Annotated in this window: 27 protein-coding genes; 21 read left to right on the forward strand and 6 right to left on the reverse strand. The window is 56.5% G+C overall.

Features of this window, described 5'->3' with window-relative positions; translation table 11 throughout:
* Window positions 1–6 precede the first annotated feature (6 nt).
* The 13 genes from tar (at window position 7) to ACOT0L_RS01540 (ending at window position 14085) form a co-directional block, all read left to right on the forward strand.
* Window positions 7–1674: a methyl-accepting chemotaxis protein II gene (tar, locus tag ACOT0L_RS01480; protein WP_126504285.1), complete on the forward strand. Its 1668-nt coding sequence runs from the start codon at window positions 7–9 to the stop codon at window positions 1672–1674.
* 44 nt (window positions 1675–1718) lie between these two features.
* Window positions 1719–3320 carry a methyl-accepting chemotaxis protein IV gene (tap, locus tag ACOT0L_RS01485; RefSeq protein ID WP_126504283.1) on the forward strand — a complete coding sequence of 534 codons (1602 nt, stop codon included), beginning with the start codon at window positions 1719–1721 and terminating at the stop codon, window positions 3318–3320.
* Between the two features lie 19 nt (window positions 3321–3339).
* Complete coding sequence (gene cheR, locus ACOT0L_RS01490) at window positions 3340–4206, forward strand: protein-glutamate O-methyltransferase CheR (RefSeq protein WP_063158951.1); 867 nt, start codon at window positions 3340–3342, stop codon at window positions 4204–4206.
* Window positions 4203–5252, forward strand: a complete 1050-nt coding sequence (locus ACOT0L_RS01495) for a protein-glutamate methylesterase/protein-glutamine glutaminase (protein ID WP_014884341.1) — start codon at window positions 4203–4205, stop codon at window positions 5250–5252. The genes cheR and ACOT0L_RS01495 overlap by 4 nt, the downstream gene beginning before the upstream one ends.
* Before the next feature lie 17 nt (window positions 5253–5269).
* On the forward strand, window positions 5270–5659 hold the full coding sequence (gene cheY, locus ACOT0L_RS01500; protein WP_000763862.1) for a chemotaxis response regulator CheY: 390 nt from the start codon (window positions 5270–5272) through the stop codon (window positions 5657–5659).
* 10 nt (window positions 5660–5669) lie between these two features.
* The gene (cheZ, locus tag ACOT0L_RS01505) at window positions 5670–6314 is read left to right on the forward strand and encodes a protein phosphatase CheZ (RefSeq protein WP_022648501.1); all 645 of its coding nucleotides are present in this window, start codon (window positions 5670–5672) and stop codon (window positions 6312–6314) included.
* Between the two features lie 149 nt (window positions 6315–6463).
* Window positions 6464–7612: a flagellar biosynthesis protein FlhB gene (gene flhB, locus ACOT0L_RS01510; protein ID WP_126504281.1), complete on the forward strand. Its 1149-nt coding sequence runs from the start codon at window positions 6464–6466 to the stop codon at window positions 7610–7612.
* Window positions 7605–9683 (forward strand): flagellar biosynthesis protein FlhA, encoded by a 2079-nt coding sequence (gene flhA / locus ACOT0L_RS01515; RefSeq protein WP_126504279.1) that lies wholly within the window; start codon window positions 7605–7607, stop codon window positions 9681–9683. The genes flhB and flhA overlap by 8 nt, the downstream gene beginning before the upstream one ends.
* Complete coding sequence (gene flhE, locus ACOT0L_RS01520) at window positions 9683–10075, forward strand: flagellar protein FlhE (protein WP_048966690.1); 393 nt, start codon at window positions 9683–9685, stop codon at window positions 10073–10075. The genes flhA and flhE overlap by 1 nt, the downstream gene beginning before the upstream one ends.
* A 261-nt stretch (window positions 10076–10336) precedes the next feature.
* A complete protein-coding gene (locus ACOT0L_RS01525) occupies window positions 10337–11920 on the forward strand; it encodes an MFS transporter (RefSeq protein ID WP_022648498.1) in 1584 nt (527 codons plus the stop codon).
* A gap of 4 nt (window positions 11921–11924) precedes the next feature.
* On the forward strand, window positions 11925–13064 hold the full coding sequence (locus ACOT0L_RS01530; protein ID WP_126504293.1) for a glycoside hydrolase family 88/105 protein: 1140 nt from the start codon (window positions 11925–11927) through the stop codon (window positions 13062–13064).
* A 244-nt stretch (window positions 13065–13308) separates the two neighbouring features.
* Entirely contained in the window at window positions 13309–13599 is a 291-nt protein-coding gene (locus tag ACOT0L_RS01535) for a hypothetical protein (protein ID WP_022648496.1), read from the forward strand.
* A gap of 45 nt (window positions 13600–13644) precedes the next feature.
* Window positions 13645–14085 carry a DUF3421 domain-containing protein gene (locus ACOT0L_RS01540; protein ID WP_022648495.1) on the forward strand — a complete coding sequence of 147 codons (441 nt, stop codon included), beginning with the start codon at window positions 13645–13647 and terminating at the stop codon, window positions 14083–14085.
* 45 nt (window positions 14086–14130) lie between these two features.
* Here the strand turns inward: ACOT0L_RS01540 and argS are convergent, their stop codons facing one another.
* On the reverse strand, window positions 14131–15864 hold the full coding sequence (argS, locus tag ACOT0L_RS01545) for an arginine--tRNA ligase (RefSeq protein WP_022648494.1): 1734 nt from the start codon (window positions 15862–15864) through the stop codon (window positions 14131–14133).
* A 238-nt stretch (window positions 15865–16102) separates the two neighbouring features.
* Here argS and ACOT0L_RS01550 point away from each other — a divergent pair, with 238 nt between their 5' ends.
* A complete protein-coding gene (locus ACOT0L_RS01550) occupies window positions 16103–16663 on the forward strand; it encodes a VOC family protein (protein ID WP_126504275.1) in 561 nt (186 codons plus the stop codon).
* Window positions 16664–16741: 78 nt separating this feature from the next.
* Window positions 16742–17485 carry a copper homeostasis protein CutC gene (gene cutC / locus ACOT0L_RS01555; RefSeq protein WP_023300450.1) on the forward strand — a complete coding sequence of 248 codons (744 nt, stop codon included), beginning with the start codon at window positions 16742–16744 and terminating at the stop codon, window positions 17483–17485.
* A 198-nt stretch (window positions 17486–17683) separates the two neighbouring features.
* Here the strand turns inward: cutC and cmoB are convergent, their stop codons facing one another.
* Genes cmoB through ACOT0L_RS01580 form a run of 5 tightly spaced genes read right to left on the reverse strand, consistent with a single transcriptional unit; the run spans window position 17684 to window position 21264 of the window.
* Window positions 17684–18655, reverse strand: coding sequence for a tRNA 5-methoxyuridine(34)/uridine 5-oxyacetic acid(34) synthase CmoB (gene cmoB, locus ACOT0L_RS01560; RefSeq protein WP_015570275.1), 972 nt, complete (start codon window positions 18653–18655; stop codon window positions 17684–17686).
* Complete coding sequence (cmoA, locus tag ACOT0L_RS01565; RefSeq protein WP_048965809.1) at window positions 18652–19395, reverse strand: carboxy-S-adenosyl-L-methionine synthase CmoA; 744 nt, start codon at window positions 19393–19395, stop codon at window positions 18652–18654. Before cmoA ends, cmoB begins: the two co-directional genes overlap by 4 nt.
* Window positions 19396–19435: 40 nt before the next feature.
* Window positions 19436–19831 carry an MAPEG family protein gene (locus tag ACOT0L_RS01570; protein ID WP_003859737.1) on the reverse strand — a complete coding sequence of 132 codons (396 nt, stop codon included), beginning with the start codon at window positions 19829–19831 and terminating at the stop codon, window positions 19436–19438.
* A gap of 51 nt (window positions 19832–19882) precedes the next feature.
* Complete coding sequence (locus tag ACOT0L_RS01575; protein ID WP_126504273.1) at window positions 19883–20701, reverse strand: DUF72 domain-containing protein; 819 nt, start codon at window positions 20699–20701, stop codon at window positions 19883–19885.
* The gene (locus tag ACOT0L_RS01580) at window positions 20698–21264 is read right to left on the reverse strand and encodes a hydrolase (protein ID WP_023300447.1); all 567 of its coding nucleotides are present in this window, start codon (window positions 21262–21264) and stop codon (window positions 20698–20700) included. Before ACOT0L_RS01580 ends, ACOT0L_RS01575 begins: the two co-directional genes overlap by 4 nt.
* Before the next feature lie 263 nt (window positions 21265–21527).
* On the opposite strand from ACOT0L_RS01580, the gene aspS reads away from it, so the two are divergent.
* The 6 genes from aspS to ruvB all read left to right on the forward strand — a co-directional run bounded on the left by aspS (window position 21528) and on the right by ruvB (window position 26783).
* Window positions 21528–23300: an aspartate--tRNA ligase gene (gene aspS / locus ACOT0L_RS01585; protein ID WP_023300446.1), complete on the forward strand. Its 1773-nt coding sequence runs from the start codon at window positions 21528–21530 to the stop codon at window positions 23298–23300.
* A 1-nt stretch (window position 23301) separates the two neighbouring features.
* A complete protein-coding gene (nudB, locus tag ACOT0L_RS01590; RefSeq protein WP_023300445.1) occupies window positions 23302–23745 on the forward strand; it encodes a dihydroneopterin triphosphate diphosphatase in 444 nt (147 codons plus the stop codon).
* 27 nt (window positions 23746–23772) lie between these two features.
* On the forward strand, window positions 23773–24513 hold the full coding sequence (locus tag ACOT0L_RS01595; RefSeq protein WP_003859747.1) for a YebC/PmpR family DNA-binding transcriptional regulator: 741 nt from the start codon (window positions 23773–23775) through the stop codon (window positions 24511–24513).
* A gap of 34 nt (window positions 24514–24547) precedes the next feature.
* Window positions 24548–25069: a crossover junction endodeoxyribonuclease RuvC gene (ruvC, locus tag ACOT0L_RS01600; RefSeq protein ID WP_014884319.1), complete on the forward strand. Its 522-nt coding sequence runs from the start codon at window positions 24548–24550 to the stop codon at window positions 25067–25069.
* Between the two features lie 80 nt (window positions 25070–25149).
* Window positions 25150–25764: a Holliday junction branch migration protein RuvA gene (gene ruvA, locus ACOT0L_RS01605; RefSeq protein WP_022648487.1), complete on the forward strand. Its 615-nt coding sequence runs from the start codon at window positions 25150–25152 to the stop codon at window positions 25762–25764.
* Between the two features lie 8 nt (window positions 25765–25772).
* Window positions 25773–26783 carry a Holliday junction branch migration DNA helicase RuvB gene (ruvB, locus tag ACOT0L_RS01610; protein WP_006811035.1) on the forward strand — a complete coding sequence of 337 codons (1011 nt, stop codon included), beginning with the start codon at window positions 25773–25775 and terminating at the stop codon, window positions 26781–26783.
* Window positions 26784–26872 lie beyond the last annotated feature (89 nt).

The following is a 26872-nucleotide window of genomic DNA, read 5'->3' on the forward strand; positions in this document are numbered from 1 at the left end:
TGTTGTATGTTGAACCGTATCCGCGTTGTCACAATGCTTATGATGGTGCTGGTCATTTTCGCACTTCTTCAGCTTATTTCTGGCGGCCTCTTTTTCTCCTCGTTAAAACAGAACCAGGACAGCTTCGCGGCCTCGAACGATTTGCGGATGCAGCAAAGCGAACTGACCACAACCTGGGATCTGATGTTGCAGACGCGTATCAATCTGAGCCGCTCGTCTGCCCGCATGATGATGGATCCGAACAACCAGCAGAGCAGCGCAAAAACGGAACTGCTGAAGAATGCGCGCGCCACGCTGGCAGACGCGGCGAATCATTACGAGGCCTTCAAAAAAATCGCCCCTCAGCCCGCAATGGCGCAGGCGAGCGCGAACATAGATGAAAAATATCAGGCCTACTTCGCCGGCCTCACGGAGCTGGTGCAGTTCCTGGAGAAGGGCAATATGGATGCCTATTTCGCGCAGCCGACCCAGGGCATGCAGAACGCCCTCGGCGCGGCGCTCGGCGAGTACGCCAAAGCCAGCGGCGAGCTTTATCACTCCGCCTTTACGCAAAGCCAGAACGACTACCGTTTCGCGAAATGGCAGATGGCAGTGCTCGCCCTCGCGCTGGTCATCGTGCTGGTGGCCGTGTGGTACGGCATTCGTCATATCCTTCTTAATCCGCTTGGCCGCGTCATTGCCCATATCCGCGATATTGGCCGGGGCGATCTCACGAAAACGCTGACCGTTTCTGGTCGCAACGAGATCACCGAGCTGGCGACCAGCGTCGACCATATGCAGCGTTCGCTGATTGATACCGTCGCCAACGTGCGCGAGGGGGCGGATGCCATCTATACCGGCACGAGTGAAATCGCGATGGGCAACAACGATCTCTCGTCCCGTACCGAACAGCAGGCGTCCGCTCTGGAAGAGACGGCGGCAAGCATGGAGCAGCTCACCGCGACCGTGAAGCAGAATGCCGACAACGCCCGTCAGGCGTCGCAGCTTGCAGAAAGCGCGTCCGACACCGCCCAGCGCGGCGGTCGGGTGGTCGACGGCGTGGTGAAAACCATGCATGACATTGCCGACAGCTCGAAGAAAATCGCCGATATCATCAGCGTTATCGACGGCATCGCCTTCCAGACCAACATTCTCGCGCTGAACGCGGCCGTTGAAGCGGCGCGTGCGGGCGAGCAGGGACGTGGGTTTGCCGTGGTCGCTGGCGAAGTACGTAACCTCGCCAGCCGCAGCGCCAATGCGGCGAAAGAGATCAAAGCCCTGATTGAAGACTCTGTTTCACGCGTGGATACCGGCTCGGTGCTGGTGGAAAGTGCGGGTGAAACCATGAATGACATCGTGAATGCCGTGACGCGCGTGACGGACATCATGGGTGAAATCGCCTCTGCATCGGATGAGCAGAGTCGTGGTATTGACCAGGTCGCTCTGGCGGTATCGGAAATGGATCGTGTGACGCAGCAAAACGCCGCCCTGGTGCAGGAGTCCGCTGCCGCGGCCGCTGCGCTTGAGGATCAGGCGAGCCGCCTGAAAATGGCCGTCTCGGCGTTCCGTCTTACTTCAAAAACAACAAATACGGTCAGCTCGCGGTCAGCGTACAGCGAAGCAACCCCGGCGCCCGTGGCAACACCTACGCGCGCAGCGGTGACCGGACAAGATGAAAACTGGGAAACATTTTGACTGACAATTAAACCGCGGCTGCTTGCCGCTTGATGGGAGCGTGGATGTTAAATCGTATTCGTATCTCGACCACACTGTTTTTGATTCTGATCCTGTGTGGGGTTTTGCAGGTTGGCAGTAACGGGTTGTCTTTCTGGGCGTTTCGCGATGGCTATCAGAATTTGCAGGAAGTTGAGACGAGTAATCAGCAGCGCTCCGCACTGGCACAAACGCGTGCCGTGCTGTTACAGGCAAGCACTGCGCTGAACAAAGCAGGGACGTTAACCGCGCTGAGCTATCCGCCGGATGATATTAAGGCGCTGATGGTCGTGGCCCGCAGCAGCCTGAAGCAGGCCGACGCGCAGTTTAAGACGTTTACGGCGCAGGAGGCGGTGAGTGAGAAAGAGAAAACGCTGAAAGTCGCCATGAAAAAGAACTTTGATGTGTGGTACGGCGATCTCGACCATCAGGCGACGTGGCTGGAGAACAACCAGCTTTCTGACTTCCTGACCGCGCCGGTGCAGGCGTCTCAGGCGGCATTTGACGACAGCTTTAACGCATGGCAGCAGGATATTAACCAGTTTGTGGCGCGTGCCGGTGCGGACAGCCGTACCAGCTACCGCATGTCAGGGGTGATTTTCCTGACCATGGTGATCCTGGCCGCCCTGCTGACCGGCGGCTCGCTGTGGTGGTCGCGCAAAATGATCGTCCAGCCGCTGGCGATCGTCAGCAGCCACTTCGACAGTATGGCGAAGGGCGACCTGGCGCGTCCGGTGGCCGTGTATGGCAGGAATGAAATATCAGCGATTTTCGCCAGCCTGAAGGCGATGCAGAGTTCGCTGCGGGAAACGGTAAGCAACGTTCGTCAGGGCAGTTACGCCATGCATACCGGGATCTCCGAGATTGCGGCAGGCAATAACGACCTCTCATCCCGCACCGAACAGCAGGCGGCATCGCTGGCGCAGACGGCGGCCAGCATGGAGCAACTGACCGCGACGGTAAGCCAGAACGCCGATAACGCGCGTCAGGCGTCCGACTTGTCAAAACAGGCGGCGATGACGGCGAAACGTGGGGGCGACCAGGCTTCTCACGTCGCCAGCACGATGCAGCAGATTGCCGCCAGCTCGCAGAAAATTGGCGACATTATCAGCGTCATCGACGGTATCGCGTTCCAGACCAATATTCTGGCGCTGAACGCGGCCGTTGAAGCGGCGCGTGCCGGAGAGCAGGGGCGCGGGTTCGCGGTGGTTGCCGGTGAAGTCCGAAACCTCGCCAGTCGCAGCGCCAACGCGGCGAAAGAGATCAAAGGGCTGATAGAAGAGTCGGTCTCCCGCGTTCAGCAGGGCTCCGCGCTGGTGGATACCGCCGCGCAGACCATGCACGAGATTGTCACCTCCGTGACGCGGGTTAACGACATTATGGGCGAGATTGCCTCGGCGTCTGATGAACAACGCCGTGGTATTGAGCAGGTGGCGCAGGCCGTTACACAGATGGATCAGGTTACGCAGCAGAACGCCTTACTGGTGGAAGAGGCGGCGGCGGCTACCGATCAGCTGGCAAACCAGGCGGATCACCTTACCGGGTTGGTCGCCGTATTTAATGTGAAAGAGCACGTTGAAGCAGTAACAGAAGTCGGACGGTCACAGGCCGTGCCCGTTGTATCCTGAATGTGATTGAGAAGGCGCTATGACATCACCCATGCCCTCAGGGCAAACGTCATTATTGTTGCAGATGACACAGCGCCTCGCGCTGTCCGACGCGCATTTTCGTCGGATATGTCAGTTAATCTACCAGCGTGCGGGGATCGTGCTTGCGGACCATAAGCGAGACATGGTCTACAACCGGCTGGTGCGGCGCTTGCGCACGCTGGGGCTGGATGATTTTGGCCGCTATCTGAGCATGCTCGAAGCGAACCAGAACAGCGCCGAATGGCAGGCATTTATCAACTCATTAACCACCAACCTGACCGCGTTTTTCCGCGAGGCGCATCACTTCCCGGTGCTGGCGGAACACGCCCGTCGCCGTAGCGGAGAGTATCGCGTCTGGAGCGCGGCAGCCTCTACCGGGGAAGAGCCGTACTCGCTGGCCATCACCCTTGCAGACACCCTGGGAATGGCGCCGGGCCGCTGGAAAGTGTACGCCAGCGACATCGACACCGAAGTGCTGGAAAAAGCCCGTAACGGCGTTTATCGCCAGGATGAACTAAAAACGCTGTCTCCTCAGCAGCTACAGCGTTACTTCATGCGCGGTACCGGCCCGCATGAAGGACTGGTGCGCGTACGCCAGGAGCTGGCGAACTGCGTGGAATTCGCTCCCGTTAATTTACTGGATAAGCAGTACAACGTGCCGGGGCCATTCGACGCCATTTTTTGCCGTAACGTGATGATCTATTTTGATAAAATGACGCAACAGGACATTCTGCGTCGCTTTGTTCCGTTGCTCAAGCCTGACGGTTTACTGTTTGCCGGGCACTCGGAAAACTTCAGCAACCTCGTGCGTGAGTTTAGCCTGCGTGGGCAAACGGTTTATGCGCTGAGTAAGGAAAAAGCATGAGTAAAATCAGGGTATTGTCTGTCGATGATTCTGCGCTGATGCGTCAGATCATGACCGAAATCATCAATAGCCACAGCGATATGGAGATGGTGGCAACAGCGCCCGATCCGCTGGTCGCGCGGGATTTAATCAAAAAATATAACCCCGACGTGCTGACGCTGGATGTCGAAATGCCACGCATGGATGGCATCGATTTCCTGGAAAAATTAATGCGCCTGCGCCCGATGCCGGTGGTGATGGTGTCATCTCTGACCGGTAAAGGTTCAGAAATCACCCTGCGCGCGCTGGAGCTGGGGGCAGTGGATTTTGTCACCAAGCCGCAGCTCGGCATTCGCGAGGGGATGCTGGCGTACAGCGAGATGATCGCCGAGAAAATCCGTACCGCGTCGCGCGCAAAACTGGCGGCCCACAAGCCGATGGCCGCGCCGGCAACCCTGAAGGCCGGACCGTTACTCAGTTCGGAAAAACTGCTGGTCATTGGGGCCTCAACCGGAGGAACAGAGGCAATTCGCCATGTACTCCAGCCATTGCCGCTCTCAAGCCCGGGTATCCTGATTACGCAACATATGCCGCCGGGCTTTACCCGCTCATTCGCGGAGCGCCTGAATAAGCTGTGCCAGATCAGCGTGAAAGAGGCGGAAGACGGCGAGCGCGTGCTGCCGGGTCACGCGTATATCGCCCCGGGTGACAAACATATGGAGCTGGCGCGCAGCGGGGCGAACTATCAAATCAAAATTCATGACGGGCCGCCGGTTAACCGGCACCGTCCGTCTGTGGATGTGCTGTTTCATTCGGTGGCGAAACATGCGGGGCGCAACGCCGTGGGGGTGATCCTGACGGGGATGGGCAACGACGGCGCCGCCGGAATGCTCGCGATGCACCAGGCTGGCGCCTGGACGATTGCGCAGAATGAAGCAAGTTGTGTGGTGTTCGGCATGCCGCGCGAGGCCATCAATATGGGTGGCGTAAGCGAAGTGGTCGATCTTAGCCAGGTAAGCCAGCAGATGCTGGCGAAAATCAGTGCCGGACAGGCAATACGTATTTGACTCAGGAGTATTATTTTATGGCGGATAAAGAGCTTAAGTTTTTGGTTGTGGATGACTTTTCCACCATGCGTCGCATTGTGCGCAACCTGCTAAAAGAGCTAGGCTTCAACAACGTTGAAGAAGCAGAAGACGGGGTGGATGCGCTGAACAAACTCCAGGCTGGCGGGTTTGGTTTTGTGATTTCCGACTGGAACATGCCGAACATGGACGGTCTCGAACTGCTGAAAACCATCCGCGCGGATGCAGGCATGGCCTCTCTGCCGGTGCTGATGGTGACCGCAGAAGCGAAGAAAGAGAACATTATTGCCGCTGCACAGGCGGGCGCAAGCGGCTACGTGGTGAAGCCATTCACCGCGGCGACTCTGGAAGAGAAGCTCGGGAAGATCTTCGAGAAACTCGGCATGTGAGGTGATGGAAATGTTGCAACCTGCTATGAAACCCGTTGAAGAACATTCGCCGAGCGACATTATTGCCCGTATTGGTAGCCTGACCCGCATGCTGCGCGACAGCCTCCGTGAGCTGGGGCTGGACCAGGCTATCGCCGAAGCGGCGGAAGCCATCCCCGACGCGCGCGACCGTCTGGACTACGTGGTGCAGATGACCGCGCAGGCGGCGGAACGTGCGCTGAACAGCGTTGAGGCGTCACAGCCGCACCAGGATGCGATGGAGAAGGGGGCGAAAGCGCTGACCCAACGCTGGGATGAGTGGTTTGAGAACCCCATTGAGCTGGCGGATGCCCGCGAACTGGTAACGGACACCCGTCAGTTCCTGGGCGATGTGCCAGGGCACACCAGCTTCACCAATGCGCAACTGCTGGACATCATGATGGCGCAGGATTTCCAGGACCTCACCGGCCAGGTGATCAAGCGCATGATGGATGTGATTCAGGAGATTGAACGTCAGCTGTTGATGGTGCTGCTGGAAAATATTCCGGAACCGGCTGCCCGTCCGAAACGCGAGAACGAAAGCCTGCTCAATGGTCCACAGCTTGACACCAGTAAAGCGGGCGTGGTGGCAAGCCAGGATCAGGTGGACGATCTGCTGGACAGTCTTGGTTTCTGATTGCCCTTCTGCCTCAGGCTGTGAACGCGGCCTGAGGTTGTTCAGAACAAAAACAGCGAAAAGAGCCCGAATAAACGGGCTTTTCCCGCCATTGGATTTTCTCTGCGCTGGCATGATACCCGTGAATTAATGGGCTGCGAGCAGGCACAGTGGCAGAAGAGAACGACGACAAAACAGAAGCCCCCACACCCCACCGACTTGAAAAAGCCCGTGAGGATGGGCAGATCCCCCGATCCCGAGAGCTGACCTCCCTGCTGATCCTGGTGGTGGGCGTCTGCATAATCTGGTGGGGCGGGGAGATGCTTGCCCGCAGACTGGCGGGAATGCTCTCTGCTGGCTTACGTTTTGATCACAGCATGGTCAATGACCCCAATCTGATCCTCATTCAGATCATCAACCTGGTAAAAAGCGCCATGATCGCTCTGCTGCCGTTGATTGCCGGGGTGGTCATCGTGGCTCTTGTTTCGCCGGTCATGCTCGGTGGCCTGGTGTTCAGCGGTAAATCGCTGCAACCGAAATTCTCCAAGCTCAACCCGCTACCCGGTATTGCGAAAATGTTTTCAGCTCAAACCGGGGCTGAGCTTCTTAAAGCGATCCTGAAATCGCTTCTTATGGGCAGTGCTGCCGGGTTTTTTCTGTGGCACCACTGGCCGGAGATGATGCGTCTGATCAGTGAATCCCCCATGACGGCGATGAAGAATGCCCTGAACCTGGTCGGATTAGGCTCGCTGCTGGTGGTTCTCAGCATTATTCCGATGGTGGCGTTCGACGTTATCTTCCAGATCTTTTCCCATATCAAGAAGCTGCGAATGTCGCGTCAGGATATTCGCGATGAATATAAACAGATGGAAGGCGACCCGCACGTCAAGGGCCGTATCCGCCAGATGCAACGTGCTGCCGCGCGTCGTCGCATGATGGAAGATGTGCCGAAAGCCGATGTGATTGTCACTAACCCGACCCACTACTCCGTGGCGCTTCAGTACGACGAAAACAAAATGAGCGCACCGAAAGTGGTGGCGAAAGGGGCCGGGCTGATTGCGCTGCGCATTCGTGAAATCGCGACGGAAAACCGCGTAACGATCCTTGAAGCACCGCCATTAGCCCGTGCGCTGTATCGCCACGCGGAAATTGGACAACAGATCCCGGGCCAGCTCTACGCCGCTGTCGCAGAGGTGCTGGCCTGGGTGTGGCAACTGAAACGCTGGCGTTTAGCGGGCGGTCAACGACCTGTAAAACCTGAGAACCTTCCGGTGCCTGAAGCACTGGATTTTTTGAACGAGAAGGACACTGATGGCTAATCTGGTGGCAATGTTGCGCCTGCCCGGCAACCTGAAATCGACGCAATGGCAGATCCTTGCCGGACCGATTCTGATCCTGCTAATTCTGTCGATGATGGTGCTGCCGTTACCGGCATTTATCCTCGACCTGCTTTTCACCTTCAACATTGCGTTGTCCATCATGGTGCTGCTGGTGGCGATGTTCACCCAGCGCACGCTGGAGTTCGCCGCGTTTCCAACGATCCTGCTGTTCACCACGCTGCTGCGCCTCGCGCTGAACGTTGCCTCCACGCGTATCATCCTGATGGAAGGGCACACCGGCGCGGCGGCGGCGGGCAAGGTGGTCGAAGCCTTCGGTCACTTCCTGGTGGGCGGCAACTTCGCCATCGGTATCGTGGTGTTCGTCATTCTGGTGATTATCAACTTCATGGTTATCACTAAAGGGGCGGGGCGTATCGCAGAAGTGGGCGCGCGCTTCGTGCTCGACGGGATGCCGGGCAAGCAGATGGCAATCGACGCCGACCTGAATGCCGGGCTGATTGCGGAAGATGAAGCAAAAAAACGCCGTGCCGAAGTGACCCAGGAGGCAGATTTCTACGGCTCCATGGACGGTGCGAGTAAGTTTGTGCGCGGTGACGCCATCGCGGGCATTCTGATCATGGTGATTAACGTCGTCGGCGGCCTGCTCGTCGGCGTGCTGCAACACGGCATGGACATGGGCCACGCAGCGGAAAGCTATACGCTGCTGACCATTGGTGATGGTCTGGTGGCGCAGATCCCGGCACTGGTGATCTCCACCGCGGCGGGCGTAATTGTGACCCGCGTCAGCACCGATCAGGATGTAGGCGAGCAGATGGTGGGGCAGTTGTTCAGCAACCCGCGCGTTATGCTGCTCTCCGCGGCGGTACTGGGCCTGCTCGGTATGGTGCCGGGCATGCCAAACCTGGTATTCCTGCTGTTCACTGCCGCGCTGCTGGGCCTTGCCTGGTGGATGCGTGGCCGCGAAACGCAGCCTAAGGCAGAGCCAGCGCCGGTCAAAATGCCTGAGAACACCCAGGCGGTGGAAGCCACCTGGAACGACGTTCAGCTCGAAGATTCGCTGGGGATGGAAGTGGGGTACCGCCTTATCCCGATGGTGGATTTCCAGCAGGATGGCGAACTGCTTGGCCGTATCCGCAGCATTCGTAAAAAATTCGCCCAGGACATGGGCTTCCTGCCGCCGGTGGTGCATATCCGGGACAATATGGATCTCCCGCCCGCACGCTATCGCATCCTGATGAAAGGGGTGGAAATCGGCAGCGGTGATGCGTACCCTGGCCGCTGGCTGGCGATTAACCCGGGCACGGCCGCAGGCACGTTGCCGGGTGAGCAGACGACCGACCCGGCCTTTGGTCTGGCGGCCATCTGGATTGAGAGCACCCTGAAAGAGCAGGCGCAGATCCAGGGTTACACGGTTGTTGAGGCCAGTACCGTGGTCGCGACGCACCTCAACCATTTGATTGGCCAGTTCTCCGCGGAACTGTTTGGACGTCAGGAGGCGCAGCAGCTGCTTGACCGCGTAACGCAGGAGATGCCAAAGCTAACCGAAGATTTGGTGCCGGGCGTGCTGACCTTAACCACCCTGCACAAAGTGCTGCAAAATCTGCTCGATGAGAAGGTGCCGATCCGCGATATGCGCACCATTCTGGAAACACTGGCCGAGCATGCGCCGCTCCAGAGCGATCCACATGAGCTGACGGCGGTGGTGCGCGTGGCGCTCGGGCGCGCCATAACCCAGCAATGGTTCCCGGGAACCGGCGAAGTGCAGGTGATTGGCCTGGACACGCCGCTGGAACGTCTGCTGCTTCAGGCCCTACAGGGCGGTGGCGGGCTGGAGCCGGGTCTGGCGGACAGATTGCTGGCGCAAACCCAGGAGGCGCTGGCGCGTCAGGAGATGCTGGGCGCGCCGCCGGTGCTGCTGGTGAATCATGCGCTGCGTCCGCTGCTGTCGCGCTTCCTGCGCCGGAGCCTGAACCAGCTGGTGGTGCTGTCGAATATGGAGCTGTCCGATAACCGCAATATTCGCATGACGGCGACCATAGGAGGGAAATAATGCGTAAGTGGCTGTGGATCTTATTTTTCCCGCTGGCGGTGCAGGCCGCAGGCGAGGGGGCATGGCAGGCCAGCAGTATCGGCTTAACGCTCAACCATCGGGGGGAGTCGATCTCCTCCCGTCCGCTGTCAGCCTCTGAGCCCGTCTCCGGGCAGATGACGCTGGTGGCCTGGAATTACACCCTGACGGGACCCACACCGGCCGGGTTGCGGGTGCGGCTGTGCTCGCTGACCCGCTGCGCGGAAATCGAGGGCCAAAGTGGCATCACCCAGGCCTTCAACGGGGTGTCTGCTCAGGAACCTTTACGCTTTATCTGGGAAGTGCCAGGCGGCGGACGCCTGATCCCGGCGCTGAAGGTTCAGCGCAACGAGGTGCTCGTCAACTACCGCTAACTGCCCGCCTTTTCGCCAGTCTTCAGGCATTTCTGAAGGCTGGCTCGCAAAATTGACCTTCCCTTTTGATACAAAAGAAACGCTGTTTTATAAATCAGTGACACGCGTATTGACACTCTTTGCATTTTTGCCATTCACCACCCTGTGATGGCAGAAACAGAAAGGTTTCACCAGGTCGATACTTTTACTGTAGCCGTGTAAAAGCTCCCGGACGAGGTTTGCTTACAGGGAGTCTCCCAAAACTGATTAGGGTTGACGGCAATGAAAACACGTAAAATTGGACTCGCAAATTATCTTGCTTACGGTTCAGGGGACTTCCTCGGAGCGGGGACTACCGCCCTGACGGCCGCCTGGCTTTTGTATTTTTATACGACCTTCTGTGGACTCACACCGATTGAAGCAACCTTTATCTTCGCTGCCGCAAGGGTGCTGGATGCGGTTGTCAGTCCGTTAATGGGCTTTTTAACCGATAATTTTGGTACCACCTGGCTGGGTAAGCGTTTTGGCCGGCGTAAGTTCTTCATCCTGCTCGGTATTCCCTGCGTTTTCAGCTACTCGCTGATGTGGGTAGGGGACATGAGTTTCTGGTATTACCTGCTGACGTATCTGATCTTTGATATTGTTTACACCATGATTCTGGTGCCGTATGAAACGCTGGTGCCGGAAATGACTGACGATTTCAAACAAAAAACCAAATTCTCCGGGGCGCGTATCTCCATGGCCCAGATGTCCGCCATTTTGGCCTCCTTCCTGCCGGGGATCCTGCTCACGCATTTCGGCAAAGACAACGCGATCTCCTTCTTCTATGCAAGCCTGGTCTTCTCCGTACTTTGCGCGCTGATGCTTACTTTCGTCTGGTTCTTCACCTGGGAGCGTCCGCGGGAAGAGTGGTCTGAAGCAGCCCTGCGCGCTGAAGAAGAGAAGAAAAAGCTGACCCTGGGACAGAGCCTGAACCGTCTTTTTGTCGAATTAAGTTCGACGTTGCGTATCAAGATTTTCCGCCAGCATCTGGGCATGTATCTCGGCGGCTATATTGCCCAGGATGTGTTCAACGCCGTATTCACCTATTATGTGGTGTTTGTGCTGATGCAGGAAGCATCCATGGCGTCCAACCTGCTGGGCACGATGGCCATCTTCCAGTTCCTCGCCGTGATTGGCATGATCCCGCTGTGCATTCGCTTCGGACCTGCGCCGTCTTACCGCATGGTGGTCGTGCTGTTTGGCCTGGCCTCGCTCTCTTACGCGGTGCTTTATTACGCGGGCCTGAGCGACGTTTACGCTCTGCTGCTGCTGATCTCTGCGGTTGCCGGTCTTGGCCGCGGGGGTATCAACTACGTACCGTGGAATACCTACACCTACATTGCTGACGTGGACGAAGTGATCACCGGTCAGCGTCGCGAAGGGATCTTCGCGGGCATCATGACGCTGACCCGTAAAGCGTCCCAGGCCGGTGCGGTAATGCTGGTGGGGATCGTGATGCAGATGTCTGGCTTTGTCAGCGGTCAAAAAGTGCAGCCTGCGGAAGTGAGCCACACTATCCTGATGATCCTGAGCGTCGGCACCATTCTGGTACTGTTCTGCGGCTTCCTGGTCTCCCTGCGCTTCAAACTCAATTTGCAGACCCACAGCACCCTGCGTGAAGAGACCGCGAAAATGCGCGAGTCCGGCCATGCGATGCCGGAGGCGGCGACCCCGCAGGCCCGCGCCACCGTGGAGATGCTGGCCGGTATGCCGTATGAATCCCTGTGGGGCAACAACAATATCGGTTACCTGAATCGCAACAAGCCGGCGGCCCCTTCACTGAAGGATCGTGCGGTACTGAATTCGACATACAACAGAGGTTAAGATGATGAAAGTTTGGCCTGTCAAACATAGCCCGTTACTGCGTCAGCCTGAGCGCTTTATCGCCAGGGATGAACTGAAATCGCTGATTCAAAAGGTGACGCATAATCTGGTCAATATCCACGACAAAACGGGTGAGTTTTTGCTGCGGCTGGACGACGGGCGCGTGATCGACACCAAAGGCTGGGCCGGATGGGAATGGACGCACGGCGTTGGTTTGTACGGTATCTGGCAGTATTACTGCCAGACCGGTGACGCAGGCATGCGCGAGATTATCGACAGCTGGTTTACTGACCGTTTCGCAGAAGGCGCAACCACCAAAAACGTGAATACCATGTCGCCGTTCCTGACGCTGGCGTATCGCTACGAAGAGACCAAAAACCCGGCCTGGCTGCCGTGGCTGGAAAGCTGGGCGGAGTGGGCGATGAATGAGATGCCGCGCACCGAACATGGCGGCATGCAGCACATCACACTGGCGGAAGAGAACCATCAGCAGATGTGGGATGACACGCTGATGATGACGGTGCTGCCGCTGGCGAAAATCGGCAAACTGCTTAACAAGCCGGAGTACGTCGAGGAGGCGATCTATCAGTTCCTGCTCCACGTACAGAACCTGATGGATCGTGAGACGGGGCTGTGGTTCCACGGCTGGAATTACGACGGCAATCACAACTTTGCCCGGGCCCGCTGGGCGCGCGGCAACAGCTGGCTGACCATCGTGATCCCGGATTTCCTCGAACTGGTGGATCTGCCAGAAAACAACGCCGTTCGTCGCTATCTGGTGCAGGTGCTAAATGCGCAGATCGCCGCACTGGCAAAATGTCAGGATGAGAGTGGATTGTGGCATACGCTGCTGGACGATCCTGATTCTTATCTGGAGGCGTCGGCCACGGCAGGGTTTGCCTACGGCATTCTGAAAGCCGTGCGCAAGCGGTATGTCGGCGCAGAGTATGCAGAGGTGGCGGAGAAAGCGATCCGCGGTATCGTGCAAAACATCTCGCAGGAAGGGGAACTGCTGCAAACGTCCTTCGGGACGGGGATGGGCAGCGATCTGGCGTTTTACCGCCAGATACCGCTGACCTCGATGCCGTATGGCCAGGCAATGGCGATTCTGTGTCTGACGGAATATTTACGGAAATATTTTTAATACCTGAATAATAATCTCATTACTGCAAAGCCTCTTTTAGAAGAGGCTTTTTTTATAATGGCACCGGGAAAATACCTTACGCCATCAATATCAGGCGTGTTATATATTGATGGAGTGAATACTAGGCTGGAAATACATTACGCTTAGTATTAAATCGTGATTTTCTTCACAAAACACAATCCGTATTTATCCTATTTTTTATCTGCGTTAAGATTCTTCTAATATTCATACAAGGAGTGATGCAATGGAAAATACAATGGGCGGTATTATCGTTAACCCTGCTGTAAATATGCATGCCGATAAAATGTCTGATGAACATATCAATATGTTCGACACGGTTTTCAAGGATATTGATGGTGCGGGTTATTTCCCACTACTGTATGTCGGAAGCCAGCTTGTGGCTGGCCAGTTCCATACCTTTATTGCGCTTCGCCGTTTTATCCATGCGGAAGGCCCGGAAAAATCACTGGTTAAGGTGATTATTTTTCAAAGCCTGAATAATGACTTTGCCATTCATTCAATTTCTGAGTTTTAATGATTTTAACTACGGATGATTATTTAGACTGAAAAGGACATCATTATGTGGAAATCAGCGAAAAGGGATGAGTTTATCCCATTGGACGCGCCTGTAGCAGGTTATGAAATAGGTGTTCCTGGTATCAAAGGACCATCTCCATTGTTTATTATTCGCGCAAAAGTGAATGGTGGGATTCATCCGGGGAAATGGGTGTTCGGCAATACGGCATGGGTCCCATGGGGAGGAAGAGAGCACTTTTGTAATGAATTTGAAGTTTACGTGGGCGCTTTAAAATGGGTAGACGTTAAGGATAAACATTTCCCACCGAATATGGTTGAGGCGGGACATGAAGCCAATGGCACTAAGCTCTACGTTGCCCGCGCAAAATTCGATAACGGTCTCTTTGTGGGTAAAGCTGGAAGTCATCTCAGCAGAGGTTGCTGCATCGGCTATAACGGCAGAGAGTATGAATTAGATACCTTCCAGGTACTCGTTCACGACTGATGGCGTTCATTTATAAAAAAACCCGGCAACCGCCGGGTTTCTTTTTTACATACGTTCTATGGTTTCGATACCCAGGGTATCCAGACCCAGTTTCAGGGTCTTCGCCGTCAGCTGCGCCAGCTTCAGGCGGCTGTTACGCACCGCTTCGCTCTCGGCGGTCAGAATAGGGCAGTGTTCGTAGAAGCCAGAGAACAGACCGGCCAGATCGTAAAGGTAAGCACACATAACGTGCGGCGTACCGTCGCGCGCGACCACAGAGAGCGTCTCTTCGAACTGAAGCAGGCGGGCAGCCAGCTGTGCTTCACGGTCTTCGGTAAGGGTCACCGTGGCGTTCGCCAGCACGCTTTCGTCAATACTGGCTTTACGGAAGACGGAGAGTACGCGGGTGTAAGCGTACTGCATGTACGGCGCCGTGTTGCCTTCAAACGCCAGCATGTTGTCCCAGTCGAAGATATAGTCGGTGGTACGGTTCTTGGAGAGATCCGCGTATTTTACCGCACCGATCCCAACCGCGTTAGCCAGTTTCTCCAGCTCGTCAGCAGGCATATCCGGGTTCTTCTCGGCCACCAGGCGACGGGCGCGCTCCAGCGCTTCATCCAGCAGATCGGAGAGCTTCACGGTGCCGCCCGCACGGGTTTTGAACGGCTTACCGTCTTTACCCAGCATCATGCCGAACATGTGGTGTTCCAGCGGCACGGAATCCGGCACATAACCCGCTTTACGCACGATAGTCCACGCCTGCATCAGGTGCTGGTGCTGACGGGAGTCGATGTAATACAGCACGCGGTCTGCATGCAGGGTTTCGTAACGGTATTTCGCACAGGCGATATCGGTGGTGGTGTAGAGATAGCCGCCATCCTTTTTCTGGACGATCACGCCCATCGGTTCGCCTTCCTTGTTTTTATACTCATCAAGGAATACTACCGTTGCGCCTTCGCTTTCCACCGCCAGGTTTTTGGCTTTCAGGTCCGCCACAATGCCCGGCAGCATCGGGTTATACAGGCTTTCACCCATTACGTCGTCGCGGGTCAGGGTCACGTTCAGACGGTTATAGGTAAGCTGGTTCTGGGACATGGTTATGTCCACCAGCTTGCGCCACATCTCGAGGAAGTACGGATCGCCGCCTTGAAGTTTCACCACGTAGCTGCGCGCGCGCTCGGCAAAGGCTTCGTCTTCGTCGTAGTGTTTTTTGGCTTCACGGTAGAAACCTTCCAGGTCTGCCAGCGCCATTTCGCCTGCGTTTTCCTGCTGCTGTTTTTCCAGATATGCGATCAGCATACCGAACTGCGTGCCCCAGTCGCCTACGTGGTTAGCGCGGATCACCTTGTGACCGAGGAACTCCAGGGTACGCACGGCCGCATCACCGATAATGGTGGAGCGCAGGTGACCGACGTGCATCTCCTTCGCCACGTTTGGCGCGGAGTAGTCAACCACCACGGTCTGCGCTTCTGGCTGAGCCACGCCCAGACGGTCAGATTTCAGCGCCGCGTCAACGTGGCTTGCCAGGAACGCAGGCTCAAGGAAAATGTTGATAAAGCCCGGACCGGCGATTTCGGTTTTGCTGGCGATGCCGTTGAGATCCAGATGCGTCAGTACCTGCTCAGCGAGCTGTCGCGGCGGCATGCCCAGTTTTTTAGCCACTGCCATCACGCCATTAGCCTGATAGTCGCCAAACTGTACTTTCGCTGACTGACGAACCTGTGGTTCGCAATCCGCAGGCGCACCTGCGGCAATCAGTGCCTGACTGACTTTTTCTGAGAGAAGAGCCTGAATATTCACCTGGATACCTTACGTTTTTGATGCGGGTAAAAAACACCCACGCCAGTTTAAGAATTTAGGGCGGGAGTATACTGCAAATGGCCTCGGGCGTCAGCCCTGCGGGGGGCGAAGATTGCTCAGAATCCAGGCGAAGACGGTATGCATAATCATGCAGTCAAAAAAACCGTGATTCTGCGGTTGGTCGACAGAGGTCAACAGAGTAAATTAGCGGCTTTGCGACACGAAACGAGACTGACCTATGGCGAACTGGCACACCATTGACGAACTGCATGATATTTCCGCAGATTTACCGCGCTTCACCCAGGCGTTCACAGAACTTGCCACCCGTCTCGGGCTGGATATCGCGCCGCTTGAGGCCGATCACATCTCTTTGCGCTGCCACCAGAATGCCACCGCAGAACGCTGGCGGCGTGGCTTTGAACAGTGCGGTGAACTGCTGTCAGAGAATATCATTAACGGTCGCCTGATTTGCCTGTTCAAACTTCACGCGCCGGTTACGGTGGCGCACTGGCAATTCACCGTTGTGGAACTGCCCTGGCCAGGAGAGAAGCGTTATCCGCACGAAGGCTGGGAGCATATCGAAATTGTTCTGCCTGGGGAGCCCGAGACGCTGAACGCCCGTGCGCTGGCGCTGCTTTCCGACGAGGGGTTAAGCCAGCCGGGTATTTTCGTCAAAACCAGCTCGCCAAAAGGTGAGCGCGAACGCTTACCGAACCCTACGCTTGCCGTAACGGACGGCAGCGTGACGGTGAAATTCCATCCCTGGACTATTGAGCAGATCGTCGCCAGCGAAGCGTAAGCACTGTGAGCGTCGATCCAGACACGAATCGGGCAACGTGCCACGATGGTACGTTGAGTGAAATTTAAGGAGGATGACATGGCGCTGCTGGAAATTTGTTGTTACAGCGTGGAGTGTGCCGTCACTGCGCAACGGCAGGGGGCCGATCGCATCGAGCTTTGCGCGGCACCGAAAGAAGGGGGATTAACCCCGTCCTTTGGCGTGCTGAAATCAGCCCGTCAGGCCATCACCATTCCGGTGCACCCGATTATTCGCCCGCGCGGCGGTGATTTTTGTTATACGGCGGGTGAGTTCAGTGCCATGCTTGAGGATATCGCCCTCGTCCGTGATTCCGGTTTTCCGGGCCTGGTGATCGGTGTGCTGGACGAAGACGGAAACATCGATCTTTCGCGTATGCGCCAGGTCATGCGCGCAGCCCAGGGAATGGCGGTCACTTTTCATCGTGCGTTCGATATGTGTCAGGATCCGATACAAGCCTTTGATACGCTGGCAGAACTAGGCGTGGCGCGCGTTCTGACGTCGGGCCAGCAGCCCTCGGCTGAAAAAGGACTGAAATTAATTACGGAACTAAAAGCACATTCCGGTGTTCCAATAATCATGGCGGGCGCAGGAGTACGCGCCAGCAATCTGGAACTGTTTTTAAACGCAGGGGTGGAAGAGCTACACAGCTCGGCGGGTAAATGGATACCTTCACCCATGCGTTATCGCAATACAGGGTTGTCAATGTCGACGGATGCTGAAGCGGATGAGTACTCGCGCTACGGTGTGGATGGAGAGTCGGTTGCGGAAATGAAATCGCTGATTGAACGTCATCACGTGTAGCAACGTACCGATTTTTACCGCGCATCATGTCGCCCAATATGATGCTTGCTTGTACCAGGCCCCTGCAATTTCAACAGGGGCCTTTTTTTATTCTTGCCCCTCACCCTAACCCTCTCCCCACAGGGGAGAGGGGACTGCACGGTGCGGTCTTTTCACCCTCGCCCCTTTGGGGAGAGGGCCGGGGTGAGGGGATAAATACTACGGCTTGGTCGCAATCAATACCGCACGCATCGGGGCCGGATAGCCTTCGATGGTTTTACTGTGATCGTCCGGGTCGAGGAACTGCTCCAGCGATTCGGTGATCATCCAGTCGGTGCGACGCTGTTCCTCAACCGACGTCACGCACACATCGGCGATGCGTACATCGACAAACCCACATTTCTCCAGCCAGTTCTTCAGCGCCAGCGCGGAAGGGATGAAGTAAACGTTGCGCATCTGCGCATAGCGATCGCCTGGCACCAGAACGGCATGTTCATCCCCTTCGATGACCAGCGTTTCCAGCACCAGCTCACCGCCGCTGACCAGCTGATCTTTCAGTTGCCAGAGATGCTCCAGCGGGGAACGACGGTGGTACAGCACGCCCATCGAGAACACGGTATCAAACGCTTTCAGGGCAGGGAGTTGCTCGATACCCAGCGGCAGCAGGTGCGCGCGCTGGTCGTTACCCAGCAGCTTTCGCACCGCTTCAAACTGGCACAGGAACAGCTGCATCGGATCGATACCGACGGCCAGATGCGCGCCTGCGCCGATCATGCGCCACATGTGATAGCCGCTACCGCAGCCCACGTCCAGAATGGTGCGCCCGGTCAGGTCGGATAAATGCGGCAGAACGCGATCCCACTTCCAGTCTGAGCGCCATTCGGTATTGATGTTCACGCCGTACAGCGAGAACGGCCCTTTGCGCCACGGCATCAGGTTACGCATCAGCGTTTCGATGCGGTTGATCTGCCCGGCCGGGAGCGGCTCTTCGCTCTCCGCCGTCACGCTGTGCAGTAAATCCAGACGATGAGGCGTCAGTTCAGGCAGAAACTCCACGGCGTTGGACCACTGCTTCAACAGACCATGCTGCTGATCGCGCTGCCAGGTGGCAATTTGCGCAGGCAGGGTTTCCAGCCAGTGGGATAGGTGGTTTTTGGCAATCAGCTGATAGAAATTACCGAACTCGATCATGCTGCGTCTCCGGCTTTCAGCGCCACCAGAGAACCAAAATTAAAGCACTGGAACCACAGTTCGCTGTGTTCAAATCCAGCTTTGCGCAGGCGCGCTTTGTGTGTTTCAACGGAATCCGTCAGCATGACGTTTTCAAGCATGCTGCGCTTCTGGCTGATCTCCAGCTCGCTGTAGCCGTTTGCACGCTTGAAATCATGGTGCATATTGAACAGCAATTCGCCCACGCTGGCGTCTTCAAAGCTGAATTTCTCAGACAACACCAGCGCGCCGCCCGGGTTGAGGCCCTGATAAATTTTATCCAGCAACCGCTGACGATCGTCCGGCACCAGGAACTGAAGGGTAAAGTTCAGGACCACCATCGAGGCGTTCTGGATGTCGATATCGCGGATATCGCCTTCCACCACCTCCACAGGCGTAGGGGCTTTATATGCGTCAATGTGGCGACGGCAGCGTTCAACCATGGCCGGTGAGTTATCGACAGCCACAATCTTGCAGCCATCGTGATGAACGTTACGACGAATGGACAGCGTTGCCGCTCCCAGCGAACAGCCCAGGTCATAGACCTGCGTGCCGGGTTGAACGAAACGCTCCGCCAGCATGCCGATCATGGAGATGATATTGGAATAACCGGGAACAGAGCGCTGGATCATATCCGGGAAGACTTCGGCTACCCGTTCATCAAAGGTCCAGTCGCCCAGGCTGGCGATAGGCGCGGAAAAAAGCGTGTCGCGATCTGACATAACGTAAAAATCCGGGAAAAATAAAGGGGCATATTGTGCGCTAATGGAAGGAGAAAACCAACTCCCACGGCATATACCAAAGGTTAGCCAGCACCATCAGCAAAAGCGAGCACCAGGTCGCGCTCATGCCGGAACGACGCCAGCGGATCAGGCGGTGGTGAAAACCATAATAATGCATCAAACGCCCTGCAATCAGCAGCAGCCCACAGACGTGCACCATCCAGGTTTCTGCGCCATCCATCTCCATTAACAGCAGTAAAATTAACGCGACGGGAATGTACTCGACCGCGTTGCCGTGGATTCGGATTGCGCTTTGCAGCTCAGAAAAGCCCCCGTCACCGTAGGAGACGCGGTACTGCATTCTCAGGCGCACAACATCAAATGAAAATTTAATCAGCAGTAATGCACCTAACACCGCATACAGCGCGCTGACCATACTAACTCCCTGTTTTTGGCAGATGGCACGTCTCTATGATAGGGGGTGATTTCAGAAAAGAGAAGATTGTTGTGGGATGGACGGCGCGGGGCCAACCGACGGAACCGCCTGCTGCAAGGCCTGCCAGAGAGCATCGACCAGTTCAGGTGCCTGGGCAATATCCGGCGTATGTAAAAACAGGTACGGGGTGATGGTTTGCTCCCATTTCGCGAGCGTTTGCAGCCAGACGGCGAACATCTCTTCATTCTGTTGCATGTTATCGCTGCCGATAAACCGCACCATCGGGTTCTGCGCGGTAACAATGGCGTGAACCGGTACTTTCGGTTTTTTGCGCTGGGCATCAACAACGGCTTCGCTGTGCGGGATTGCGCTGTGCACGGGGCGGCTGTCGAGGATCACGCGGTTGACCGATCGTTCATGCAGGCCGCGATTCAGCGCTTTCTCCGCGTCGCCTTTGGCAAAGAAATCTGGATGCCTCACCTCCACACCGTACGTGAAATCGTGGGGCAGGGCGTCGAGAAACTGCCAGAGGGCTTGTAGATCGCGCGGGCCGAACGTGGCGGGAAGCTGGAGCCAGTACTGGCCAACACGGTTTGCCAGGGGCGACATCCGGGTGAAAAACTCGTGGGTTAAATCATCGCAGTTTCGCAGCGCGGCGTTGTGGGAGATGGTTGCCGGAAATTTGAAGCAAAAGCGGAAATCGTCGGTGGTTTGCTCGCGCCAGCGCTCGACGATCTCCGTGCGTGGCAGAGCGTACAGCGTGGTATTGCCCTCCACGCAGTTAAAGTGTCGGGCATACTCTTCAAGGCCAGTAATACCCAGGCGCACCCATTTCGGGTGCGACCACTGGGGCAAACCCACGTACATCATAGCGCGCTGAGGATCTCATCCGTGCTGCGCACGCGACCAATACGCGGGAAGATATGGGTCATGCTGCCCTGATGCTGATCCGCAGAGGCTGCGCTGCACGCATCTTCCGCTATCACCAGGTTAAAGCCCAGCTCCCAGGCGTTACGGGCGGTGGATTCCACACCGATGTTGGTTGAGATCCCGCACAGAATAATAGTGTCTATCCCGCGACGGCGCAGCTGGAGTTCCAGGTCAGTGCCATAGAATGCGCCCCACTGGCGTTTGGTGACTTCTACATCGCTGTCGCGTTTACCGAGCGAGACCGGGTATGTCCACCAGTTGTCCGGCAGCGCATGCGCCGGGGCCTGAGCATCAACTGGCTGCTTTAGCGCTTCGGCGAAATCAGTGGACCAGCCGACGCGCACCATGACGACAGGCGCACCGCTGGCCCGGCATTTTTCCGCCAGACGCGCAGCACGGCTTACAACATCGTCAGCGGTGTGTGGACCACCGGCAAAAGGCAGGATCCCTTCCTGTAAATCAATGACCACAAGGGCGGTTTTGGTGGCATCAAGCGTTAACATTGTCACTCCAGTAAAATTAATTGCTTTTTTACACCTTACGACGGGATGGCCTGTTATCGGTCGGATAATTTTGTTAATTTTTGTGAGAATAGACAATAAGAGCACAGCAAACACGCGTCAGGCCGTGCTTCGCTCTTATCGTGCGGCAGAATTTCCAGTATAATAGCCGCCTTTTTTCATCCAGTTGTGACATACAGAAAGCTGCGACATCGTAGCCTGTAAGACAGGCGACAATCAGCCTGCGGCTAATTAAGGGATATCTCATGCGTACAGAATATTGCGGGCAGCTGCGTCAGTCCCACGTCGGGCAGCAGGTCACCCTGTGTGGTTGGGTCAATCGTCGTCGCGATCTTGGTAGCCTTATCTTTATTGATATGCGTGACCGCGAAGGTATCGTTCAGGTGTTCTTCGATCCGGATCGCGCTGATGCGTTGAAGCTGGCCTCTGAGCTGCGTAATGAGTTCTGCATTCAGGTGACGGGCACCGTGCGTGCGCGTGACGAGAAAAACATCAACGCCGATATGGCGACCGGTGCTATAGAAGTGCTGGCGTCCGATCTGGTGATTATCAATCGCGCAGAAGCGTTGCCGCTGGACTCCAACCACGTCAACACCGAAGAAGCGCGTCTTAAATACCGCTACCTGGATCTGCGTCGCCCGGAGATGGCTCAGCGCCTGAAAACCCGTGCGAAAATCACCAGCCTGGTGCGTCGCTTTATGGATGACCACGGTTTCCTCGATATCGAAACCCCGATGCTGACCAAAGCCACGCCGGAAGGCGCGCGCGACTACCTGGTGCCATCCCGCGTCCATAAGGGCAAATTCTACGCGCTGCCACAGTCACCACAGCTGTTCAAGCAGCTGCTGATGATGTCCGGCTTCGACCGCTACTATCAGATCGTGAAATGCTTCCGCGATGAAGATCTGCGTGCAGACCGTCAGCCGGAATTTACCCAGATCGATGTGGAAACCTCCTTCATGACCGCCGAGCAGGTGCGTGAGGTGATGGAAGCCCTGGTGCGTAGCCTGTGGAACGACGTGAAAGGCGTTGAGCTGGGCGATTTCCCAATCATGACCTTCGCGGAAGCCGAGCGTCGCTACGGCTCCGACAAACCAGACCTGCGTAACCCAATGGAGCTGGTGGACGTGGCAGACCTGGTGAAAGCCGTTGAGTTCGCGGTCTTTGCTGGTCCGGCTAACGATCCGAAAGGCCGCGTGGCTGCCTTGCGCGTACCGGGCGGTGCTGCGCTGAGCCGTAAGCAGATTGACGACTACGGCAACTTCATCAAGATCTACGGTGCGAAGGGTCTGGCCTATATTAAAGTAACCGAGCGTGCAAAAGGTCTGGAAGGCATTACCAGCCCTGTTGCGAAATTCCTGAATGCGGACATCGTGGAAGCTATTCTGGAGCGCACCGGCGCGCAGGACGGCGACATGATCTTCTTCGGCGCAGACAACAAGAAAGTCGTTGCGGATGCGATGGGCGCGCTGCGTCTGAAGCTCGGCAAAGACCTGAACCTGACCGATGAAAGCAAATGGGCGCCGCTGTGGGTGATCGACTTCCCAATGTTTGAAGACGACGGTGAAGGCGGCCTGACCGCGATGCACCACCCGTTCACCTCGCCAAAAGACATGACGGCGGCGGAATTGAAGGCTGCACCGGAAGATGCGGTAGCGAATGCCTACGATATGGTTATCAACGGCTACGAAGTGGGCGGCGGCTCCGTGCGTATTCACAGCGGTGAAATGCAGCAGACCGTGTTCGGCATTCTGGGCATTAACGAGCAGGAGCAGCGCGAGAAGTTTGGCTTCCTGCTGGACGCCCTGAAATACGGTACGCCTCCGCACGCGGGTCTGGCCTTTGGTCTTGACCGTCTGACCATGCTGCTGACCGGCACCGACAACATCCGTGATGTTATCGCCTTCCCGAAAACCACCGCAGCGGCGTGTCTGATGACTGAAGCGCCAAGCTTTGCCAACCCGGCCGCGCTGGCTGAGCTGGGCATTGAGGTGGTGAAGAAGGAAGAGAAAAACTGATATGGCATATAAGCGTCCCGTTTCGGTTCTGGTGGTCATTTATGCAGAAGACTCGAAGCGGGTGCTGATGTTGCAGCGGCGCGACGATCCGGATTTCTGGCAGTCGGTTACCGGCAGTCTGGAAGAGGGGGAGTCCGCGCCGCAGGCCGCCGCGCGTGAAGTAAAGGAAGAGGTCGCCATTGACGTTGCTCGCGAGCAACTGACCCTGAAGGACTGTCAGCGCACGGTGGAGTTTGAAATTTTTAGCCATTTACGTCATCGCTATGCACCGGGAATTGAGCGCAATACGGAATCGTGGTTCTGCCTTGCGCTTCCCCATGAGCGGGAGATCGTGTTCACGGAACACCTGACCTACCGCTGGGTGGATGCGGCGGATGCCGCCGCACTGACCAAGTCATGGAGCAACCGGCAGGCGATAGAAGAATTTGTAATTAACGCTGCCTGAGAAGGCGCGATTTTTGGAGAACTTTTTATGGCAGGTCATAGTAAGTGGGCCAACACCAAACACCGTAAAGCGGCACAGGATGCCAAACGCGGTAAAATCTTTACCAAAATCATTCGTGAGCTGGTAACAGCGGCGCGTCTGGGTGGCGGCGATCCGGCCTCTAACCCACGTCTGCGCGCGGCGGTGGATAAAGCCCTGTCCAACAACATGACGCGAGACACCCTGAACCGTGCAATCGCACGTGGCGTGGGCGGTGATGAAGACGCGAACATGGAAACCATCATTTATGAAGGTTACGGTCCTGGCGGTACGGCGGTGATGGTAGAGTGCCTGTCCGACAACCGTAACCGTACCGTTGCGGAAGTGCGCCACGCGTTCACCAAAACCGGTGGTAACCTGGGCACTGACGGTTCTGTAGCGTACCTGTTCAGCAAAAAAGGCGTCATCTCCTTCGAGAAAGGCGACGAAGATGCGATCATGGAAGCGGCGCTGGAAGCCGGTGCGGAAGACGTAGTGACCTACGACGACGGCGCTATCGATGTCTACACCGCATGGGAAGAGATGGGTGCCGTACGCGATGCGCTGGAAGCGGCAGGTCTGAAAGCGGATAACGCTGAAGTGTCCATGATCCCTTCCACAAAAGCGGACATGGATGCAGAAACCGCACCGAAACTGCTGCGTCTGATCGACATGCTCGAAGACTGCGACGACGTGCAGGAAGTGTATCACAACGGTGAAATCTCTGATGAGGTTGCAGCGACTCTCTGATGAGAGCCTGTAAACCGTTTATGGGAGACGCGTGATGTCGATTATCCTCGGGATTGACCCCGGCTCACGCGTCACCGGGTATGGCGTTATCCGTCAGGTGGGACGCCAGCTAACCTACCTCGGCAGCGGCTGTATTCGTACCAAAGTGGACGATCTGCCGTCGCGCCTGAAGCTCATTTATGCGGGCGTGTCGGAGATCATCACCCAGTTTCAGCCGGACTTTTTCGCCATCGAGCAGGTCTTTATGGCGAAGAACGCTGACTCGGCGTTAAAGCTCGGGCAGGCGCGCGGCGTGGCGATAGTTGCCGCCGTGAACCAGGACCTGCCAGTGTTTGAATACGCGGCCCGTCAGGTTAAGCAGACGGTGGTGGGCATAGGTAGCGCGGAGAAAAGCCAGGTGCAGCACATGGTGCGTACCCTGCTGAAGCTCCCGGCGAACCCGCAGGCCGACGCCGCCGATGCGCTGGCCATTGCGATTACCCACTGCCACGTCAGCCAGAACGCGATGCAAATGAGCGAGTCGCGGCTCAATCTGGCGCGAGGCAGATTACGATAATGACAAATCAGGCTGGATGTTTATCCAGCCTTTTTTTATTATGTCGGCAGTTAATTTCATCCAGAACGCAGGAGCGTCATGTGATAGGCAGACTCAGAGGCATCATCATTGAAAAACAACCCCCGTTAGTGCTGCTGGAAGTGGGTGGCGTGGGCTATGAAGTCCATATGCCGATGACCTGCTTCTACGAGTTGCCGGAGGCGGGCAAAGAGGCGGTTGTCTTTACCCAGTTTGTGGTGCGTGAGGACGCTCAGCTGCTGTACGGATTCAATAACAAACAGGAACGCACCCTGTTCCGCGAATTAATCAAAACCAACGGCGTCGGGCCCAAGCTGGCGCTGGCGATTCTGTCCGGTATGTCAGCGCCACAGTTTGTGAATGCCGTTGAGCGCGAAGATCCGGCTGCGTTAATTAAACTTCCGGGCATCGGCAAGAAAACCGCCGAGCGCCTGATTGTCGAGATGAAGGACCGCTTTAAAGGTTTGCATGGCGATCTGTTCACTCCGGCGGCCGATCTGGTGCTGACTTCACCGGGCGGGCCAGCGACGGATGATGATGCCGAGCAGGAAGCGGTTGCCGCGCTGGTGGCGCTGGGCTATAAACCTCAGGAGGCCAGCCGTATGGTGAGTAAAGTTGCCAAACCGGATGCCAGCAGTGAAACTCTGATTCGTGAAGCGCTGCGCGCTGCATTGTGAGGTAAAGGATGATTGAAGCAGACCGCCTGGTATCGGCAGGCACCATTCAGCCAGATGACGTGGTGGATCGCGCGATCCGTCCAAAACTGCTGGATGAGTACATTGGCCAGCCGCAGGTTCGTTCTCAGATGGAGATTTTCATCCAGGCGGCAAAGCTGCGCGGCGATGCGCTCGATCACCTGCTGATTTTTGGTCCGCCGGGGTTAGGTAAAACCACCCTGGCGAATATCGTCGCCAACGAAATGGGCGTTAACCTGCGTACCACCTCCGGCCCGGTGCTGGAGAAAGCAGGGGACCTGGCGGCGATGCTGACCAACCTCGAACCGCATGACGTGCTGTTTATCGATGAAATCCACCGCCTGTCACCGGTGGTGGAGGAAGTGCTCTATCCGGCGATGGAGGATTACCAGCTGGATATCATGATCGGCGAAGGCCCGGCCGCGCGCTCGATCAAAATCGATCTGCCACCGTTTACCCTGATTGGCGCCACGACCCGTGCCGGCTCACTGACCTCACCGCTACGCGACCGTTTTGGTATCGTGCAGCGTCTGGAGTTTTATCAGGTGCCCGACCTTCAGCATATTGTGGGGCGCAGCGCGCGCTACATGGGGCTGGATATGAGCGAAGAGGGAGCGTTTGAAGTGGCAAAACGTTCCCGCGGTACGCCGCGTATCGCCAACCGCCTGCTGCGTCGCGTGCGTGATTTTGCCGAGGTGAAGCACGATGGCACCATTTCGGCTGACATTGCTGCGCAGGCGCTGGATATGCTGAACGTTGATGCCGAAGGCTTTGACTATATGGACCGTAAGCTGCTGCTGGCGGTGCTGGATAAGTTCTTTGGCGGTCCGGTGGGGTTGGATAACCTGGCGGCGGCAATTGGCGAAGAGCGTGAGACTATCGAGGACGTGCTGGAGCCATATCTGATCCAGCAGGGCTTCTTACAGCGTACCCCGCGTGGTCGTATGGCGACGGTGCGGGCGTGGAATCATTTCGGCATTACGCCGCCCGCGATGCCGTAAGTAGCGATTAATGGTAGCCCCGGTAAGCGAAGTGTATGACCGGATACATAGGTAACAGATCAGACCGGGAACATAGGTAACACTTTTCA

It is taken from the genome of Enterobacter cloacae complex sp. XAL002 (genome assembly GCF_049236805.1).
In the GTDB taxonomy this organism is placed as follows: domain Bacteria; phylum Pseudomonadota; class Gammaproteobacteria; order Enterobacterales; family Enterobacteriaceae; genus Enterobacter; species Enterobacter intestinihominis.

What these genes read in the sequence shown, in the direction of transcription:
- tar (WP_126504285.1), top strand. Translation starts at nt 7, where the DNA reads ATGTTGAACCGTATCCGCGTTGTCACAATGCTTATGATGGTGCTGGTC.
- tap (WP_126504283.1), top strand. Translation starts at nt 1,719, where the DNA reads ATGTTAAATCGTATTCGTATCTCGACCACACTGTTTTTGATTCTGATC.
- cheR (WP_063158951.1), top strand. Translation starts at nt 3,340, where the DNA reads ATGACATCACCCATGCCCTCAGGGCAAACGTCATTATTGTTGCAGATG.
- ACOT0L_RS01495 (WP_014884341.1), top strand. Translation starts at nt 4,203, where the DNA reads ATGAGTAAAATCAGGGTATTGTCTGTCGATGATTCTGCGCTGATGCGT.
- cheY (WP_000763862.1), top strand. Translation starts at nt 5,270, where the DNA reads ATGGCGGATAAAGAGCTTAAGTTTTTGGTTGTGGATGACTTTTCCACC.
- cheZ (WP_022648501.1), top strand. Translation starts at nt 5,670, where the DNA reads ATGTTGCAACCTGCTATGAAACCCGTTGAAGAACATTCGCCGAGCGAC.
- flhA (WP_126504279.1), top strand. Translation starts at nt 7,605, where the DNA reads ATGGCTAATCTGGTGGCAATGTTGCGCCTGCCCGGCAACCTGAAATCG.
- flhE (WP_048966690.1), top strand. Translation starts at nt 9,683, where the DNA reads ATGCGTAAGTGGCTGTGGATCTTATTTTTCCCGCTGGCGGTGCAGGCC.
- ACOT0L_RS01525 (WP_022648498.1), top strand. Translation starts at nt 10,337, where the DNA reads ATGAAAACACGTAAAATTGGACTCGCAAATTATCTTGCTTACGGTTCA.
- ACOT0L_RS01530 (WP_126504293.1), top strand. Translation starts at nt 11,925, where the DNA reads ATGAAAGTTTGGCCTGTCAAACATAGCCCGTTACTGCGTCAGCCTGAG.
- ACOT0L_RS01535 (WP_022648496.1), top strand. Translation starts at nt 13,309, where the DNA reads ATGGAAAATACAATGGGCGGTATTATCGTTAACCCTGCTGTAAATATG.
- ACOT0L_RS01540 (WP_022648495.1), top strand. Translation starts at nt 13,645, where the DNA reads ATGTGGAAATCAGCGAAAAGGGATGAGTTTATCCCATTGGACGCGCCT.
- ACOT0L_RS01550 (WP_126504275.1), top strand. Translation starts at nt 16,103, where the DNA reads ATGGCGAACTGGCACACCATTGACGAACTGCATGATATTTCCGCAGAT.
- cutC (WP_023300450.1), top strand. Translation starts at nt 16,742, where the DNA reads ATGGCGCTGCTGGAAATTTGTTGTTACAGCGTGGAGTGTGCCGTCACT.
- cmoB (WP_015570275.1), bottom strand. Translation starts at nt 18,655, where the DNA reads ATGATCGAGTTCGGTAATTTCTATCAGCTGATTGCCAAAAACCACCTA.
- cmoA (WP_048965809.1), bottom strand. Translation starts at nt 19,395, where the DNA reads ATGTCAGATCGCGACACGCTTTTTTCCGCGCCTATCGCCAGCCTGGGC.
- ACOT0L_RS01570 (WP_003859737.1), bottom strand. Translation starts at nt 19,831, where the DNA reads ATGGTCAGCGCGCTGTATGCGGTGTTAGGTGCATTACTGCTGATTAAA.
- ACOT0L_RS01575 (WP_126504273.1), bottom strand. Translation starts at nt 20,701, where the DNA reads ATGATGTACGTGGGTTTGCCCCAGTGGTCGCACCCGAAATGGGTGCGC.
- ACOT0L_RS01580 (WP_023300447.1), bottom strand. Translation starts at nt 21,264, where the DNA reads ATGTTAACGCTTGATGCCACCAAAACCGCCCTTGTGGTCATTGATTTA.
- aspS (WP_023300446.1), top strand. Translation starts at nt 21,528, where the DNA reads ATGCGTACAGAATATTGCGGGCAGCTGCGTCAGTCCCACGTCGGGCAG.
- nudB (WP_023300445.1), top strand. Translation starts at nt 23,302, where the DNA reads ATGGCATATAAGCGTCCCGTTTCGGTTCTGGTGGTCATTTATGCAGAA.
- ACOT0L_RS01595 (WP_003859747.1), top strand. Translation starts at nt 23,773, where the DNA reads ATGGCAGGTCATAGTAAGTGGGCCAACACCAAACACCGTAAAGCGGCA.
- ruvC (WP_014884319.1), top strand. Translation starts at nt 24,548, where the DNA reads ATGTCGATTATCCTCGGGATTGACCCCGGCTCACGCGTCACCGGGTAT.
- ruvB (WP_006811035.1), top strand. Translation starts at nt 25,773, where the DNA reads ATGATTGAAGCAGACCGCCTGGTATCGGCAGGCACCATTCAGCCAGAT.